Below are 15861 nucleotides of genomic sequence, written 5' to 3' on the forward strand. Positions count from 1 at the left end.
CTGAATAGAATAAATCAACGATCGATGGGCTTGCTCACTTCGCCTCAACAGTTTACATTCTGCTTCCATTAGACAGACCTGTCTGCGGTCCTCTCAAGGAGTTTCTTTTGTTTGCCATTATTCAAGCTGCAGGCTGGCCGATCTGGCTGTTATTGTGTGCCTCCGTCATCGCTACTGCATTGATCATCGAGCGCTTGGTTTATTTGCGTCGCTCGCGTATTTTGCCACCGCAGTTGTTGCACGAGGTTATCCTGGTTTATCACAACGGGCGCGCTAACGCTGAAGTGATCACCAACCTGGAAAACAATTCCCCACTGGGACGCGTATTGGCTGCGGGTTTACGTAACGTCGATGCACCACGCGATATGATGAAAGAGGCGATCGAAGAAGCGGGGATGGCCACAGCGCATGAGTTGGCGCGGTTTCTGACGACCCTTGGAACGATTGCTTCGCTCGCCCCGCTGATGGGCTTATTCGGCACAGTGGTGGGGATGATTGAAATTTTTGGTGCGACCAATGGTGCGGGTACTGATCCCGCGCAACTGGGTCATGGGATTTCAGTGGCGCTCTACAATACCGCGTTTGGCATAGGTATCGCGATGCCCACGCTGGTTTTTTACCGCCATTTTCGGGCCACGATCGATAGTTTCATTGTCGCTATGGAACAGCAGGCGATCAAGTTTGTCGATATCGTCCATGGCGAACGGAAGTAAGTATTTTTCGACGTATACTGCGCAGCGTCAGACGACGGCATTACAAACGACGGACGAACGGATTGCAGGGTGGAGCAGTATCTGTTCTGGTGCATCATGTGCGGTTTGACGATGCCGCTCACTACGGTTTTGAAAAGTCTATGGGACAAAACGCAGAAATCAATTTCGGTGCGAACTTAGGTGCGAATTTAGGTAAGACCGAAGCAGGAATCAATGCCAGGAGGATCATGTATGAATTTTCGCAAAGGTAGAGCGCGCGAAGAAATTGAAATTAATTTGATTCCGTTCATTGACGTATTGTTGGTTATTGTGATTTTTTTGATGGTCACAACAACTTACAGCAACTTAACCACGCTAAAGATTACGTTACCGACCGCAGATGCAGGCAAGGCTATCGCGGAGCCGTTTCGTATTACAGTGGCGGTGACTGCGCAAGGTCAGTATGCGATAAATAAGGAGCAGGTGTCGTCGAGGGATGCTGAGGCATTAGCGCAGGATTTGAAGAAGGCCGCACAAAGCGACCCCAATAAGTCAAAGGAAACGCCCGTGATTGTCATCAACGCGGATGCGATGTCGCCCCATCAAACGGTGATTAATGTGTTGGAGGCAGCGCGTTTAGCTGGTTTTGAGAAAGTGACATTTGCTGCACAGGCAGCCGCCCACAAGTAGTAAAAAGCGTAAAAAGCAGGGATTGCTTGCTTTGTATCATGGCTTGTACGCATGTTGATCGATGTATTTCGATCAAGGTTTTTCGATCAATAGCATTACCTGACGCAGCGTGGTCGTTTATTGATGATAGATACGGTTCCTTCTTTCTGTTCCTATTCTGTTTTTAATGTATTTCTTTTGATTCCTTTTTTATGACAGGTTATTCCATTTGACTCGTAAGCTCTCCACGACCGAATCAGTGCTTACCGCGGCTTGGCAAAGACGGGGTTTGCTGGCGTGCTTGCTATGGCCGTTATCGTTATTATTCTTGTGTATATCGGGATTACGTCGCATTTCGTATGTGATCGGCTTGCGTGCGAGTACGCGCTTGCCGGTTCCGATCATAGTGATTGGAAATATTTACGTCGGTGGTACAGGTAAGACGCCTTTGACTATCTGGCTGGTACAAGCCTTACGGCTGGCGGGATATACGCCTGGCGTGATTTCCCGTGGTTATGGTGTCAATCCCAGTGTTGAAACACGCGTGGTGTCGACGAATTCGGTTGCAGCGGAAGTCGGTGATGAACCCTTGTTGATTGCTCAGCGCGCGCAATGTCCCGTGGTGGTGGGTCGAAATCGGGTTGCAGCGGCGCAAGCATTGTTGCAGGCGCATCCGAAGGTGGATGTGATTTTATCCGACGATGGCTTACAGCATTATCGGTTACAGCGCGACATCGAAATTGTGCTGTTTGATAGCCGCGGACATGGTAACGGTTGGTTATTGCCAGCCGGTCCCTTGCGTGAAACGGCGTCCCGAAGGCGCGACTTTACAGTGGTGAACCTGGGACGAGCGGCAGTTTTGCCGAGTTCATTGCCGCGCTCGGCGATCCGTATGCAGTTGATCGGCGAGGTCGCAGAGCGCCTGAGTGATCGCTCGCAGACTTTCCGCATCGCTGATTTTTCGACCAAACTGCCGGCACCTCGGATTCTGGCCGCTGCAGGAATTGGCAACCCTCAACGGTTTTTTAACATGTTGTCCGGCATGGGTTTGGTATTTCACTCCCTGTCGCTGCCGGATCATTACGATTTTTCGACGAATCCTTTTGCTGCACTGGATGCAGAGATCATACTGATCACCGAAAAGGATGCAGTAAAATGTAGTCAAATCAAAACCATCAAAAACGACCCGCGTTTGTGGGTTGTGCCCGTGACCGCGCAGATTGACGTCGCGCTGATACAACAAATTGTGGAGAAACTCCGTGGACACCCAACTGCTTGATATTTTAGTTTGCCCTATCTGTAAAGGGCCTTTGCAGCATGAAAAAAAAGCACTAGAACTGATTTGCAACGCCGACAGGCTCGCTTTTCCGATTCGCGACGGCATCCCTATTATGTGGGCGGACCAGGCGCGGGATCTGAATAGTCCAGCTGACCTGGTGGTCTCGGACGGCGCGCCGTCATAGCTGATAGCCACCCGACTGAATTTAGCTTTTCATTTTATTTAGCTTTTCGTTCGCGTCTGCTGTTGCGTGACTGCTCAGATAGCTTATCAAATAGTCCCTATAAAGATCGCCAATGTCCTTTACTGTCATTATTCCTGCGCGATTAGCATCGACCAGATTGCCAAATAAGCCTTTAGCTGATCTCGGCGGCAAGCCAATGATTGTGCGAGTCGCCGAGCGGGCGGCGCTCTCCGGCGCTGCTCAGGTCATCGTCGCAACTGATCATGTCGACATTTTGATTGCGTGTGAGAAATACGGGGTTGTCGCACGTTTAACGCGTTCTGATCACCCTTCTGGAACGGATCGGATTGCGGAAGTGGCAGCGGGTTTAGGATTGGCGGCAAATGCCGTAGTGGTTAACGTTCAGGGCGATGAGCCGTTAATTGATCCAGAATTGATTGCAGCCACCGCCGCGCAGATTGTAGATGGCGTGCCCATGGCAACGGCAGCGCATGCAATTAATAGTGTCGCGGATGCCTTTAACACGAACGTAGTGAAGGTGGTTGTCAGTAAACATGGTCGTGCGTTGTATTTTTCTCGTGCAACTATTCCCTGGCACCGGGATGGGTTTGCGCAATCTCGACAATCGTTGCCCAGCGACTACGTACCATTACGGCATATCGGGCTGTACGCCTATAGCTACGCGTTTTTACAAACTTATCCGACACTGACGGTGTCGCCATTAGAACAAATTGAAGCGCTGGAACAGCTTCGCGTGTTGTGGCATGGCTTTCCGATTGCGGTCCATATCGCGCAGGACGCACCGGCCGCTGGCGTTGATACACCAGAAGACCTGGAGCGCGTGCGACAATTTTTCAAGGACTAATTTGTTAATGCGTCGCTGACTCAGCGGTTTCTTTATTGGCTAAAGTTGGTCTATGATTTTTCTTTAAATCAGCTATAAACCAGCTTTAAGCCGGTAATGAATCAGAGCAAAACAGTAAAAGAACAGTAATGGCTCGGTAAAATAAGCATCTACAAAACCACGTAACTGCACCGTTAGAGTGCTGTTTGGTAAAATTTTGTGGTAAGTTTCATGCAAAGTTAGCGTGTTATAACAATGGTTGCAAAATGACGCCGCTGCGATTTTCAAAGTAAGTCTAGATATTTAGCATTGAAAGTGTAGAAATGAGCGTCATCAAATAAATTTCAAACTCACCTTAGGACTACATAATATGCGCCTCATCCTTCTAGGAGCGCCCGGTGCCGGTAAGGGCACGCAAGCTACCTTTATAAAAGAACGATTCAACATTCCGCAAATTTCTACCGGTGATATGCTAAGGGCAGCCGTCAAGGCGGGAACACCACTTGGTATCGAAGCAAAAAAAGTGATGGATGCGGGTGGTTTGGTCTCGGACGATATTATTATTGGCCTGGTAAAAGATCGTCTGAAGCAAGCGGATTGTGCCAACGGCTATCTGTTTGATGGCTTTCCACGCACAGTGCCACAAGCTGATGCGATGAAAGAAGCAGGCGTGGCGATTGACTACGTGCTGGAAATTGATGTGCCGGACGCGGCAATTGTTGAGCGTATGAGTGGCCGACGCGTACATCCTGCTTCTGGTCGCACTTACCATGTCAAGTTCAATCCGCCAAAGGTGGAAGGGATTGATGATGTGACTGGAGAAGAGTTGATCCTCCGTGACGACGACAAAGTAGAAACCGTGCAGAAACGTCTTTTTGTGTATCACGAGCAAACTGAAGTTCTTGTTAAATATTATGGTGACTGGGCTAAGGCAGGAAATCCCGGCGCGCCACAATATCGCAAAATCGTTGGAGTTGGACCTGTTGATCAAATTCGCGACAGTGCCTTCAAGGCATTGGAAGCCTAAAAAAGAGCGGACCATGAGTCCGCTTTTTTTATTTCTATGCGCTGTAAAGATTGTAAAGAATTTCACATATGGTTAGGATAGTAATCAATAACCGTTAGTTTTAGACACGCCAGCCCAGGCCGACTTCTGAAAATAAAAGGGCAACAAAAAGTTTTTCAGTACACATGATTTGTAGATTGATGCGTATCCACCAAAATGGCGGAACGCCTATTTACTTAATGTGGTTGTTTACTTTGTGATGGTTGTCCGTAATAAAACAGGAGGAGTCAACATGGCATCTGGTCTATGGTTTGCGATCGCTTGCGGCATTATTGCTGTGATGTATGGAATGGTGTCACGCAGCTGGATTTTAAAGCAAGACCCAGGAAACCCGCGCATGCAGGAAATCGCCGCGGCCATTCAGCAAGGGGCTGCAGCCTACCTGGCTCGCCAATACCGCACCATTGCTATCGTCGGTGTGGTGCTATTCATCATCATCGGATTTATTCCAGGCCTCGGACTGGTCACGGCTCTCGGCTTTCTGGTCGGTGCGCTGTTGTCCGGGGCGTGTGGTTTTATCGGAATGAATGTATCGGTACGTGCCAATGTGCGCACTGCACAAGCCGCCACCAAAGGTTTAAATCAAGCGCTCGATGTGGCATTTCGTGGCGGTGCTATCACTGGAATGTTGGTAGTCGGACTAGGCCTGCTTGGTGTAACGATTTTCTATTTATTGCTGATTACTTTTTTTAGTCGCCCGGATATGTCGCTGCATGATGTCTTAAAGCCGCTCATCGGTCTTGCATTTGGCGCCTCGTTAATTTCTATCTTTGCGCGGTTGGGCGGCGGTATTTTTACCAAAGGAGCAGATGTCGGGGCCGATTTGGTGGGCAAAGTTGAGGCTGGTATACCTGAGGATGATCCACGCAATCCGGCCGTGATTGCGGATAACGTTGGCGACAATGTTGGCGATTGCGCGGGGATGGCGGCAGATTTATTTGAGACTTACGTGGTGACGTTGATTGCAACCATGTTGTTAGGATCATTGCTGATTAAAGGATTTGAATTACAAGCCGTGCTATATCCGCTGATGCTGGGCAGTGTCTCGATTCTGGCTTCCATCGTTGGCTGCTCAATGGTCAAGGTCAAGCCCGGCAAAAAAATTATGTCGGCTTTGTACACGGGTTTGTGGTGGGCGGCGATTCTCAGCCTGATTGGCTTCGCGGTAGTCACTTGGCTACTATTACCGCCTCCGATGGTGTTGCCGATGATGGGTTCTGCACTAATCGGTATCATTCTGACCGGCCTGATGGTCTACATCACGGAATATTACACTGGCACTGATTTCAAACCTGTACGTCATATTGCTGAGGCCTCGACCACCGGTCATGGCACCAATATTATTGCTGGCCTCGGCGTTTCCATGAAGTCAACCGCCTATCCAGTGCTCGCGGTGTGTGTCGCGATTCTTGCGTCTTATTGGCTGGCCGGTTTGTACGGCATTGCGATTGCTGCGACCGCGATGCTGTCAATGGCTGGCATCATCGTTGCGCTTGATGCTTATGGACCGATTACCGATAATGCGGGCGGCATCGCAGAGATGTCGGGCTTGCCGGAATCGGTGCGTGCGATTACTGATCCGCTTGATGCGGTCGGCAATACGACCAAAGCGGTGACCAAAGGCTATGCGATTGGCTCGGCCGGATTGGCGGCGCTCGTGCTGTTTGCTGATTACACCCATGCACTGGATTCGGTCGGTAACAGTACCGCCTTTGAATTATCAAATCCACTTGTGATTGTTGGTTTATTTATTGGTGGACTGATTCCGTACTTATTTGGGGCCATGGCGATGGAAGCGGTCGGTCGGGCTGCTGGCGCTGTAGTGGTCGAAGTGCGTCGACAGTTCCGTGATATTAAAGGAATCATGGATGGCACTGGTAAACCCGAGTACGACAAGGCGGTCGATATGCTGACTTCGTCTGCGATTAAGGAAATGATCGTGCCGTCGCTACTTCCTGTCGTTGTTCCGATTCTGGTGGGTTTAATATTAGGCCCGGCGGCACTTGGTGGTTTGTTGATGGGGACTATTGTTACGGGGTTGTTTGTCGCCATCTCGATGACGACCGGCGGTGGTGCCTGGGATAACGCCAAAAAATACATCGAGGACGGCAATCACGGTGGCAAAGGTTCGGAGGCGCATAAGGCGGCAGTGACCGGCGATACCGTCGGAGACCCTTATAAAGACACGGCGGGACCGGCAATTAATCCACTCATCAAAATCATCAATATTGTGGCGTTATTACTGGTACCAATTTTGCCGATGGGAGGCGCAAACCTGTTGGGTGGTGCAAGTGTGCCGACCCAAGTTGTTGCAGTCGTGGTGACACCTTTGGTCGTAGCGCCAACAGTGAGCGGAAGCAGTGGCGCGGTTGATGCAGGTGCTTCCGCTCATGGTCAGGTAACCGGTACGCTTGCCGCGCCAACCGATGTCACAGTGATTCGTTTTGCCGAGGGCAAAAGCGATGCCCCGATTGGTGCTGCAGATCAGCTGGCTACTATCATCGCTGCCGCTAAAGCCAGGCCCGACGCCAAGCTGGTCTTGCGAGGGTTTCATGATGCCACTGGTAACTCAGCAAATAACGCCGAGATCGCCAAAGAGCGCGCCATGAGCGTCAAGGCACTGTTGTTAATGGGTGGTGTCACCGAAGACCGGATCATATTGCAAAAACCGGAGAGTACCACCGGTAGTGGCGACAATGCAGAGGCACGGAGAGTGGAGATTAGCATCCAATGATTTTGGCAGTGACTACGCCTCACGATATTGAGGAGGCGCAATCAAATCTTTGGCTATCTGCGCCAAGCAGATAGCACGTTATCGACTCCACAGGATTGCGCAAATTTTTTATAAAAACCGCTGATCGTAGTGAGATTGTTGTTGGAAGCTTGATTTTCGCTTTTCGCTTCTTGCTTTGGTCTCTCTCTTCTACGTTTGGGTGCATACGTTGTGTGTATGTATCAGCGCGAACATATTTGGGGAATTTCTTGTTTTTGCGGTCCTTTGCAAAAATAATGCGTTGCCCTGTTAAGCTTGGCATCATGACGAACAGAAAAAATGTGGGCCTTATTTTGACCGGAGGCGGAGCGCGTGCAGCTTACCAGGCCGGCGTTCTGGATGCGGTTTCCGCCATTTTGCGTGAGCACGGGTGGGCGTCAAAGCGGAATCCGTTCGATATCATTTGCGGGACTTCAGCAGGTGCTATTAATGCTACTGCGCTGGCGTGTCGGGCGGATAATTTTTCTGAGGGCGTTGATCATCTTCTCCAGGTCTGGAAGCATTTTAGTGTCGAACATGTCTATCGGGCGGATTCGCTTGGCGTGTTACGGTCAGGCGCGCGTTGGCTTTCGTTGCTGTCGTTTGGCTGGTTACTGCGTCAATGGCACGCACATCCACCGAGTTCCTTGCTCGACAATACGCCTTTGGTGACACTGTTACATCGTTCGTTAGATTTAAAGGGGTTGGACGCCGCGTTGACTAACGGGAGTTTGAAAGCGCTGGCGGTAACGGCGTCTTCTTATAGTACGGGTCTGCACACGACCTTTTACCAGAGTGCCCACGAAATTCAATCCTGGACGCGCAGCCAGCGACGTGCGATCAGAGACCAGATCGGTGTCGAACATTTGCTGGCATCGTCTGCGATCCCGTTTATTTTTCCGGCCGTTCCCATTTATTGCGAAGGTCAGCGTGAATATTTTGGAGATGGTTCGATGCGACAACTGGCTCCCATTTCTCCCGCAATTCATCTTGGCGCGAGCAAGGTATTGGTAGTCGGTGCGGGCCGCATGATGCAGCCACCGATGGATGTTCCTCTGTTTCCCCATTACCCTAGTTTGGCGCAAATTGCAGGGCATGCTTTATCGAGTATTTTTCTCGATGGGCTGGCCGTCGATATCGAGCGACTGGAGCGTATTAATCACACGCTGTCATTTCTCACTGAGGAGCAACGCGAGCACACGCCATTGAAGCCCATTGAAATGCTCATTATTTCGCCGTCAGAGCAAATTGATGACATCGCTATTCGTCATATCCGTAGCCTCCCTAAATCAATTCGTGCATTGCTGGGCGGGATAGGTGCAACCGAATTAAGGGGTGCGGCATTGGCTTCCTATTTATTGTTCGAATCAGGTTATACCTGCGAATTAATACAAATGGGGCAAAAGGATACGTATGCACGGCGCGAGGATGTAGTGAATTTTTTTGCCGATCAAGTGTCGAACGATTGATTCGTGCTTAGCCGAATTCGTACCGGCTAAAAAATATCTTTAGCTCTATTCTTGTTTTGTTTTGTTATTGAAGAACTGTCAGAACTTTTAACCGAAACTGCGCGAGTTGATATTAAGTGTTTTCATTGAGAGGCCCGCGATCGGGCTAAATACAGGGAAAGTGGGCATCAACTTTGTACGGATGGTAGATGCGTGTTGATTGGGTTTCTGCAACAAGTTAATCTCAATAGCTGATTCTTCAGAAATTATTGAAAATATGAAAAATAAAGTAGCTTCAATTTACGCATGCATTTTCGCGATTGTGAGCGCTCGGCGACGACTCCCATTTCTTCAGCAATTTGGTCTCCTGCTAATAGGCTTGTTGTTTTCGGTCCAAGTTTTTGCCCGCAATCCGTTGCTAGTCGATACAATTGCCTTATCGCAACTCCCCGTCGAGGCCCGGCAAACGTTGGTGCTGATCAAGCAGGGTGGACCTTTTTCCTATAGGAAAGATGGCGTCGTGTTTGGAAACTATGAGGGGCTTTTGCCAAAACAAAAGCGTGGTTATTATCATGAGTTCACCGTAAAAACACCGCGAGCAAGGAACCGCGGCGCTCGCCGACTTATCTCTGGTGGAACAGTCAACGCTTCGAGTGAATATTATTATACCGATGACCATTACGCCTCCTTTAAGCGTGTTCAGGAATAGTCAAATATCGATTTCAGTATAAAACTGCAACCCATCATTGCATTTAGTTGAGGGAAAAATGAGTTTGTTTAAAACCGTGCCGCCAAACGTAGTGCAATCTATCCGTGCATTTCGCGTGGCTGAATTACAGACCGAGGCAGTTCGTCTGGGCCAACATTTTCTGTACGCATATTGTGCAGAGGCAATGACCAAACAACAGGTGCTTTCAAAAATTGCACAAGCTTTTTATTTTCCTAAACATTTCGGTAAGAACTTCGATGCACTAGCCGATTGTCTGACAGATCTTGCGCATAAAGCCGGACCGCAGCCAGGTTTTATCATCGTTATAGAGCAATTGCCAAATACACAAAAATTTGACAAAGAGGCTCGTGAAATTTTGCTGGACGTGTTCCGGGATAGTGCGGATTTTTGGGCAGAGAAAAAAGTCGCTTTTCGCGTGTTTTACTCTTTTCAATAACTTGGTTTCAAGACACAGTGTTGCATAATAAGCAACTAAAATGCGATTGCAACGCATCGTCGGTTTAGAAATCGCTTTGTCTCTTTCAGACCAAATTTAAGAAGATTTTCTACGTCATTTTGTGCGTCAACGTTCCTAAGCTGCTGCGCAGCGGGTACAATGCGCGCCATGAGAAGCATCGTTATCCTTATTTCTGGACGTGGCAGCAACATGGAAGCCATCGTCCGGGCAGCACAAACTGAGCAATGGCCGGCCAAAATTGCGGCTGTTATAAGCAATCGCGCCGATGCAGGTGGTTTGTCCTTTGCCGCTGCGCACGGTATCCCGACAGCGGTTGTCTCCAATAAAGATTACCCTGACCGCACGTCATTTGACGCTGCGTTGCTAGATGAAATAGACCGGTTTTCACCCGATTTGGTCGTGCTCGCGGGATTTATGCGAATTTTGACTGCGCCGTTTGTTCAGCATTATGCAGGTCGGATGCTGAACGTCCATCCGTCCTTATTACCAAGTTTCACCGGGTTGGCAACGCATCTTCAAGCATTGACAATGGGTGTTAAAGTGCATGGCGCAACGGTTCATTTTGTGACTGCTGATCTTGATCATGGGCCGATCGTTCTGCAAGAAGTGGTGCCGGTAATGGACGACGACACTGTTCAATCGTTAGAGGCGCGGATCTTGATACTGGAACATCAAATGTATCCCCGTGCAGTTCGGTGGTTTGTAGAAGGGCGACTCATGATCCAAAATGGACGAGTGTATAAGCGCGGTGACATCGCGTTGGATGGTGATTTGGCGGAATAGTTGCTCACCGTCATTGACCCGAATATGTCACGCATGTAGTCTGGAAACGTAATCTTAAAGACGCTATAAGTATCAGTAATACGTTTGAAGCAAAAAAAGACAAAAAAACAGCACCATAAAAAGAGCAAAAACATAGTAAAAATAGAAGTATCCAAAACAGATAGCAACCTGAAGCGCTGCGCTTCAAACAAAATAATTAGTTTTTATGAAAGATTTAACATGAGATTGCCTCCAGCGATCATCGGTCTTACCGAAGAAGTATTGCGCGAAGTTTTACGATTTACCGGTCCTGCCGACGTTACTTTATCCCGCTATTTTCGCGATCACCCAAAGCTTGGTTCACGTGAACGTGGTGTAATAGCCGAAGCTGTGTATGGTTTATTACGTAACAAATTGGTGTACACCAGTTTTGCCGAATCTGGCAATGGCCCGACTATGCGCAGAATGACTTTGTTAGGTCTGGCTGACGCGGTTGGTGCAGATTCTCTTGGTGGTCTGTCCGAAGAAGAAGCAGAATGGCTAGCGCGGGTGGCTGAAATCGATCGCCGACTGTTGCCAGCGCACATGCGCGCTAATTTACCGGCATGGCTTTATGAAAAACTGGTCGCGCGTGATGGTGAGGAAAATACCTTGTTGCTCGCGGAAGCATTGAATACGCCTGCACCTCTAGATTTAAGGGTCAACTCAGTCAAAGCTGCACGTGATGATGTGATCGCTACGCTAGCGGAGGCACCGATTCTTTGTGAGCCGACACCGTATGCGCCGCTCGGCTTGCGTATTATTAAAAAGCCATCTGTTCAAAATTTGCCCCTATTTAAGAGTGGTGCAATTGAAGTGCAAGATGAGGGAAGTCAGTTGCTGGCCCAAATCGTTGGCGCAAAACGTGGCGAAATGGTTGTGGATTTTTGTGCTGGCGCTGGCGGTAAGACTTTGGCGCTCGGTGCGACTATGCGCAATACGGGACGTTTGTACGCGTTTGACGTTTCTGAAAAGCGTCTGGCAAAGCTAAAGCCAAGGATGGCGCGTAGTGGTTTGTCGAATATCCATCCAGTACTGATTGCGCATGAAAATGACGCAAAGGTAAAGCGTTTGGCTGGCAAAATTGATCGCGTGTTGGTTGATGCACCTTGTAGTGGCTTAGGCACTTTGCGCCGTAATCCTGATGTTAAATGGCGTCAGACGCCAGAAGCGATTATCGAAATGAATGCCAAGCAAACCGCGATTTTGTCGAGCGCTGCACGCTTAGTCAAATCAGGTGGTCGTTTGGTATACGGCACTTGTAGTCTACTTGATGAAGAAAACGAAGCAATTGCAGCGCAGTTCCTGGCTACGCACGAAGATTTTTCATTGCTACCGATGAAGGATGTCTTAGCAGAGCAAAAAATTGCGTTGGAAATGGATGATTATCTGAAGCTGATGCCACATCTGCATCACACAGACGGTTTTTTTGCGGCGGTATTTGTCCGTAAATGACGCCAGGCTCTTTTTGTTTCGTAAAGCTGCGCGAACGGCTGGTTGCCGCCACTATCATCATCACGATGGGACTGGCGGCGGCGCAGGTTCGCGCTTTTGACGCGACACCGCCACGTGAACTGGCGACCGGCACTTTGCAAGCCGCGTTTTCACCTTGGGATGATATTGAGGGTTTGATCACGCAGGAGATCGCGGGCGCTCGCAAACAGGTATTGGTCCAAGCGTATATATTGACGAATCGCCCAATTGCTACGGCATTGATTGCTGCCAGGAAACGTGGGGTAGATGTTCAGATACTGGTCGATGAGCATCAGCTTAAAAAAAATCCTGGAACTCAAGTCGAACGCTTAGTAACTGCTAATATTCCAGTATGGGGCGAGACAAACTATCGGAGTGCCCATAATAAAGTTATCGTAATTGATCCGACGGAAAAAGATGCCACGGTGATAACAGGAAGCTTTAATTTTACCTGGAGCGCTCAGCATAAAAATGCGGAAAACGTCCTTATCGTTCGCGATAATCCAGCGATAGCCGCACGTTACGCAATGAATTGGCAGCGTCACCTTAAGGACGCCAGAAGCCTGCCGGATACGGCTAAGCGTCGCGGTAAAGCCGGTACAAAAACCGTGCGCGACAACACGACAGTCCAACGGTAACACCCTCAGACGCCTATCCTATACAGACCAACACTCCCCATCATCATGTTCGATTTTCTCTCTGATATGGCTGATAGCCTCGCACACAATTTGGCGGCCCCTGGCTTGCTGATGCAGGTCGCAGTGGCCCTCGCTTGCGTCGGACTTGGATGGCTCTGCGCACGGGTATTACGTCGTATTTTTGCCGTTGACGATCTCAAGCAACCGGTAGTCCAAATTGGATTACGCAGTTTTGCACAAGTATTGACGCCGCTTCTCGCAGTATTGTTTCTTGTCCTGGCTAAATTGATTGCCGCCAAATGGCAGCAACCAGTTAGTTTTTTGCGTCTGGCGATACCATTGATGGCTTCTCTTGGCCTGATGCGTTTTGTTTTTTACGTGCTGCGTCGTGTATTTGTGCGCGACCGTGGTGTCAGCACTTTTTTGTTGCTGTTTGAGAAGGCGTTCGGGGCGCTAATATGGGGCAGCGTTTTGTTGTACATCACAGGATTGTGGCCGGATTTAGTCGATTACCTTGCCAACACTATCTTGCCGATCGGTCGCCATCAAGTTTCTCTTCTCGCTATATTTCAGGCTTTAATCTCCGTTCTGGTAACCCTAATTATCGCGTTATGGGCTGGGGCCACACTTGAACAGCGCCTGATGCGTTTGAACACCATGCATTCATCCCTGCGCACTGTGGTGGCGAGAATGGCGCGCGCAGTGTTGGTTTTGGTAGCGGTTCTGCTGAGTCTATCGCTGGTCGGTATTGATTTAACTGTGCTCTCAGTATTCGGTGGTGCGCTTGGTGTGGCCCTTGGTCTGGGTCTACAAAAAATAGCGAGCAGCTACGTTTCCGGATTTGTCATTTTGCTCGAGCGCAGTCTATCTATCGGCGACATGGTCGGTGTAGGGACTTATTACGGAAAAGTGACCCAAATTAACAGCCGCTTCACGGTTCTGGAGGCGCTGGACGGCATCGAGTCGATTGTGCCGAATGATGTCTTCATGACTAATGCGGTGCAGAACTACTCTCTGAATCATCGTATTTTGCGACTATCTACACAACTCACGATTGTGTATCAGGAAAATATTGAAGAAGTACTCACAATATTGGAAGAGGCCGTCAGTATTGTCGAACGTGTGACTCACGAAATTTTACCTCAAGCTATTTTGTTGAAGATAGGTTCGAGCGGATTAGAGTTAGAGGTCGGATTCTGGATTGTCGATCCAGAGAACGGAAGGTTGAATGTGCTGTCTGATGTGAACAGAGCAATCTGGCGGGCGCTACAGACGCACAAGATCAAAGTAGCCCAATCACGGACTGATTTGCGGATGGTTGCCAGCCACAGTCCAGGTGCAGATTCACAACAAGTTGCGCAGATAGATAGCCAGTCGGTCTTACCGAATTCAAAAAACATCCTGTAAAGGTAGTACAATAGGGAGTTAATTTCGGTTAAGTGACTGGTAACTACCCGCGAACTTACCCTCAACTTGTACGAAAAGAGCGCCAAATTCTGCTACAGCGCCATCATCACCTATGGAGGACACTTAGTGTTCAATGCAATTATTGATTTTCTGTCGAATGGTTTGACTGGTGCTACAGCATGGCAAGTTGTCATTTTTACGCTTGTTGTTACCCACATTACCATCGCTGGTGTCACTATTTATCTGCATCGTTGCCAAGCTCATCGTGCGCTTGATTTGCATGCGATTCCGAGTCATTTCTTTCGATTCTGGCTATGGCTGAGTACCGGAATGGTCACCAAAGAATGGGCGGCGATTCATCGGAAGCACCACGCTAAATGCGAGACTGAGGAAGATCCTCATAGCCCGGTGACACGCGGAATTAAAAAGGTCTTGTTAGAAGGTGCCGAGTTGTATCGCGCCGAATCAAAGGTCCCGGAAACCATGGAAAAATATGGCCATGGCACTCCAGACGACTGGATTGAACGTAATCTTTACACCAAACATAGTGCGTTGGGTATTGTGCTGATGCTGTTTATCAATCTAGCCTTATTCGGTGTTATTGGATTGACCGTGTGGGCCGTACAAATGCTGTGGATTCCAATTACTGCTGCGGGGATTATCAACGGCATTGGACACTATTGGGGCTATCGCAACTACGATTGTAATGATGCGGCAACGAATATCATCCCATTCGGTATTCTCATCGGTGGCGAAGAATTACATAACAACCATCATACATTCGGGACATCGGCCAAGTTGTCGTCGAAGTGGTATGAGTTTGATATCGGCTGGATGTATATTCGCATGCTTGAAATAGTGGGTCTTGCCAAGGTCAAGAAAATTGCTCCGGCACCAAAATTCAATAGTGCCAAATTAGTTCCGGACTTGGATACATTACAGTCTGTTATTGCTAATCGATATGATGTGATGGCGAAATATGCCAAATCACTCAAAAGCACCTGGCAAGAAGAGCGGGCGCATTTGGCTGGAAAAGCAGCTTTGGAATCAGGTTTTCTTAAATCGGCAAAAAAGCTATTGCAACGCGAGCCAACTAAATTAGAAGCGCCTCAAAAGCAGCAGTTAACGGAGTTATTCCTTCACAGCAAGGCGCTTCAAACTATGCATGAGATGCGGGTTGAGTTAGGTGCAATTTGGGAGCGGTCACATTTTACACGTGATCAATTGCTGCATCAGCTTCAGGATTGGTGTGCACGCGCTGAAGCATCTAAGATTAAAGCGTTGGAAGATTTCTCTTTACGTCTGCGGAGTTATTCCTGATCGAAAGCGAAAAGTGAGTAATTATAAAGCGGCCTGTTAAGGCCGTTTTTTTTCGCCTACTTTATGTTGGCCGCAAATCTAAATTTTTTAACGTGTCTTCT

At 48.7% G+C, this 15861-nt stretch carries 15 protein-coding genes; all 15 read left to right on the forward strand.

Features of this window, described 5'->3' with window-relative positions; genetic code table 11:
• Nucleotides 1-107: 107 nt before the first annotated feature.
• The 15 genes from ACXX82_RS18480 to ACXX82_RS18550 all read left to right on the forward strand — a co-directional run bounded on the left by ACXX82_RS18480 (nt 108) and on the right by ACXX82_RS18550 (nt 15760).
• Nucleotides 108-713: a MotA/TolQ/ExbB proton channel family protein gene (locus tag ACXX82_RS18480; RefSeq protein ID WP_322237209.1), complete on the forward strand. Its 606-nt coding sequence runs from the start codon at nt 108-110 to the stop codon at nt 711-713.
• A gap of 231 nt (nt 714-944) precedes the next feature.
• Nucleotides 945-1382, forward strand: coding sequence for an ExbD/TolR family protein (locus ACXX82_RS18485; protein ID WP_458563453.1), 438 nt, complete (start codon nt 945-947; stop codon nt 1380-1382).
• A 208-nt stretch (nt 1383-1590) separates the two neighbouring features.
• Entirely contained in the window at nt 1591-2640 is a 1050-nt protein-coding gene (gene lpxK / locus ACXX82_RS18490; protein WP_458563454.1) for a tetraacyldisaccharide 4'-kinase, read from the forward strand.
• Nucleotides 2621-2824 carry a Trm112 family protein gene (locus tag ACXX82_RS18495; RefSeq protein ID WP_458563455.1) on the forward strand — a complete coding sequence of 68 codons (204 nt, stop codon included), beginning with the start codon at nt 2621-2623 and terminating at the stop codon, nt 2822-2824. Before lpxK ends, ACXX82_RS18495 begins: the two co-directional genes overlap by 20 nt.
• A 112-nt stretch (nt 2825-2936) precedes the next feature.
• Entirely contained in the window at nt 2937-3689 is a 753-nt protein-coding gene (kdsB, locus tag ACXX82_RS18500) for a 3-deoxy-manno-octulosonate cytidylyltransferase (protein WP_323506239.1), read from the forward strand.
• 349 nt (nt 3690-4038) lie between these two features.
• Nucleotides 4039-4695 carry an adenylate kinase gene (gene adk, locus ACXX82_RS18505; protein WP_322237219.1) on the forward strand — a complete coding sequence of 219 codons (657 nt, stop codon included), beginning with the start codon at nt 4039-4041 and terminating at the stop codon, nt 4693-4695.
• A 271-nt stretch (nt 4696-4966) separates the two neighbouring features.
• Nucleotides 4967-7468 carry a sodium-translocating pyrophosphatase gene (locus ACXX82_RS18510; RefSeq protein ID WP_458563456.1) on the forward strand — a complete coding sequence of 834 codons (2502 nt, stop codon included), beginning with the start codon at nt 4967-4969 and terminating at the stop codon, nt 7466-7468.
• 302 nt (nt 7469-7770) lie between these two features.
• Nucleotides 7771-8955, forward strand: a complete 1185-nt coding sequence (locus tag ACXX82_RS18515; RefSeq protein WP_323506241.1) for a patatin-like phospholipase family protein — start codon at nt 7771-7773, stop codon at nt 8953-8955.
• Nucleotides 8956-9211: 256 nt separating this feature from the next.
• Nucleotides 9212-9643, forward strand: a complete 432-nt coding sequence (locus ACXX82_RS18520) for a guanyl-specific ribonuclease (RefSeq protein ID WP_322237224.1) — start codon at nt 9212-9214, stop codon at nt 9641-9643.
• Nucleotides 9644-9701: 58 nt separating this feature from the next.
• Nucleotides 9702-10100, forward strand: a complete 399-nt coding sequence (locus ACXX82_RS18525) for a barstar family protein (RefSeq protein ID WP_322237226.1) — start codon at nt 9702-9704, stop codon at nt 10098-10100.
• Between the two features lie 168 nt (nt 10101-10268).
• Nucleotides 10269-10904, forward strand: coding sequence for a phosphoribosylglycinamide formyltransferase (gene purN / locus ACXX82_RS18530; RefSeq protein ID WP_322237228.1), 636 nt, complete (start codon nt 10269-10271; stop codon nt 10902-10904).
• Nucleotides 10905-11123: 219 nt separating this feature from the next.
• A complete protein-coding gene (locus ACXX82_RS18535; protein WP_322237229.1) occupies nt 11124-12377 on the forward strand; it encodes an RsmB/NOP family class I SAM-dependent RNA methyltransferase in 1254 nt (417 codons plus the stop codon).
• Nucleotides 12374-13033: a phospholipase D family nuclease gene (locus ACXX82_RS18540; protein WP_322237232.1), complete on the forward strand. Its 660-nt coding sequence runs from the start codon at nt 12374-12376 to the stop codon at nt 13031-13033. The genes ACXX82_RS18535 and ACXX82_RS18540 overlap by 4 nt, the downstream gene beginning before the upstream one ends.
• A 45-nt stretch (nt 13034-13078) precedes the next feature.
• Nucleotides 13079-14440 carry a mechanosensitive ion channel family protein gene (locus tag ACXX82_RS18545; RefSeq protein ID WP_323506243.1) on the forward strand — a complete coding sequence of 454 codons (1362 nt, stop codon included), beginning with the start codon at nt 13079-13081 and terminating at the stop codon, nt 14438-14440.
• 126 nt (nt 14441-14566) lie between these two features.
• Nucleotides 14567-15760, forward strand: coding sequence for a DesA family fatty acid desaturase (locus ACXX82_RS18550; protein WP_322237236.1), 1194 nt, complete (start codon nt 14567-14569; stop codon nt 15758-15760).
• Nucleotides 15761-15861 lie beyond the last annotated feature (101 nt).

The organism is Glaciimonas sp. GNP009, from assembly GCF_054343755.1.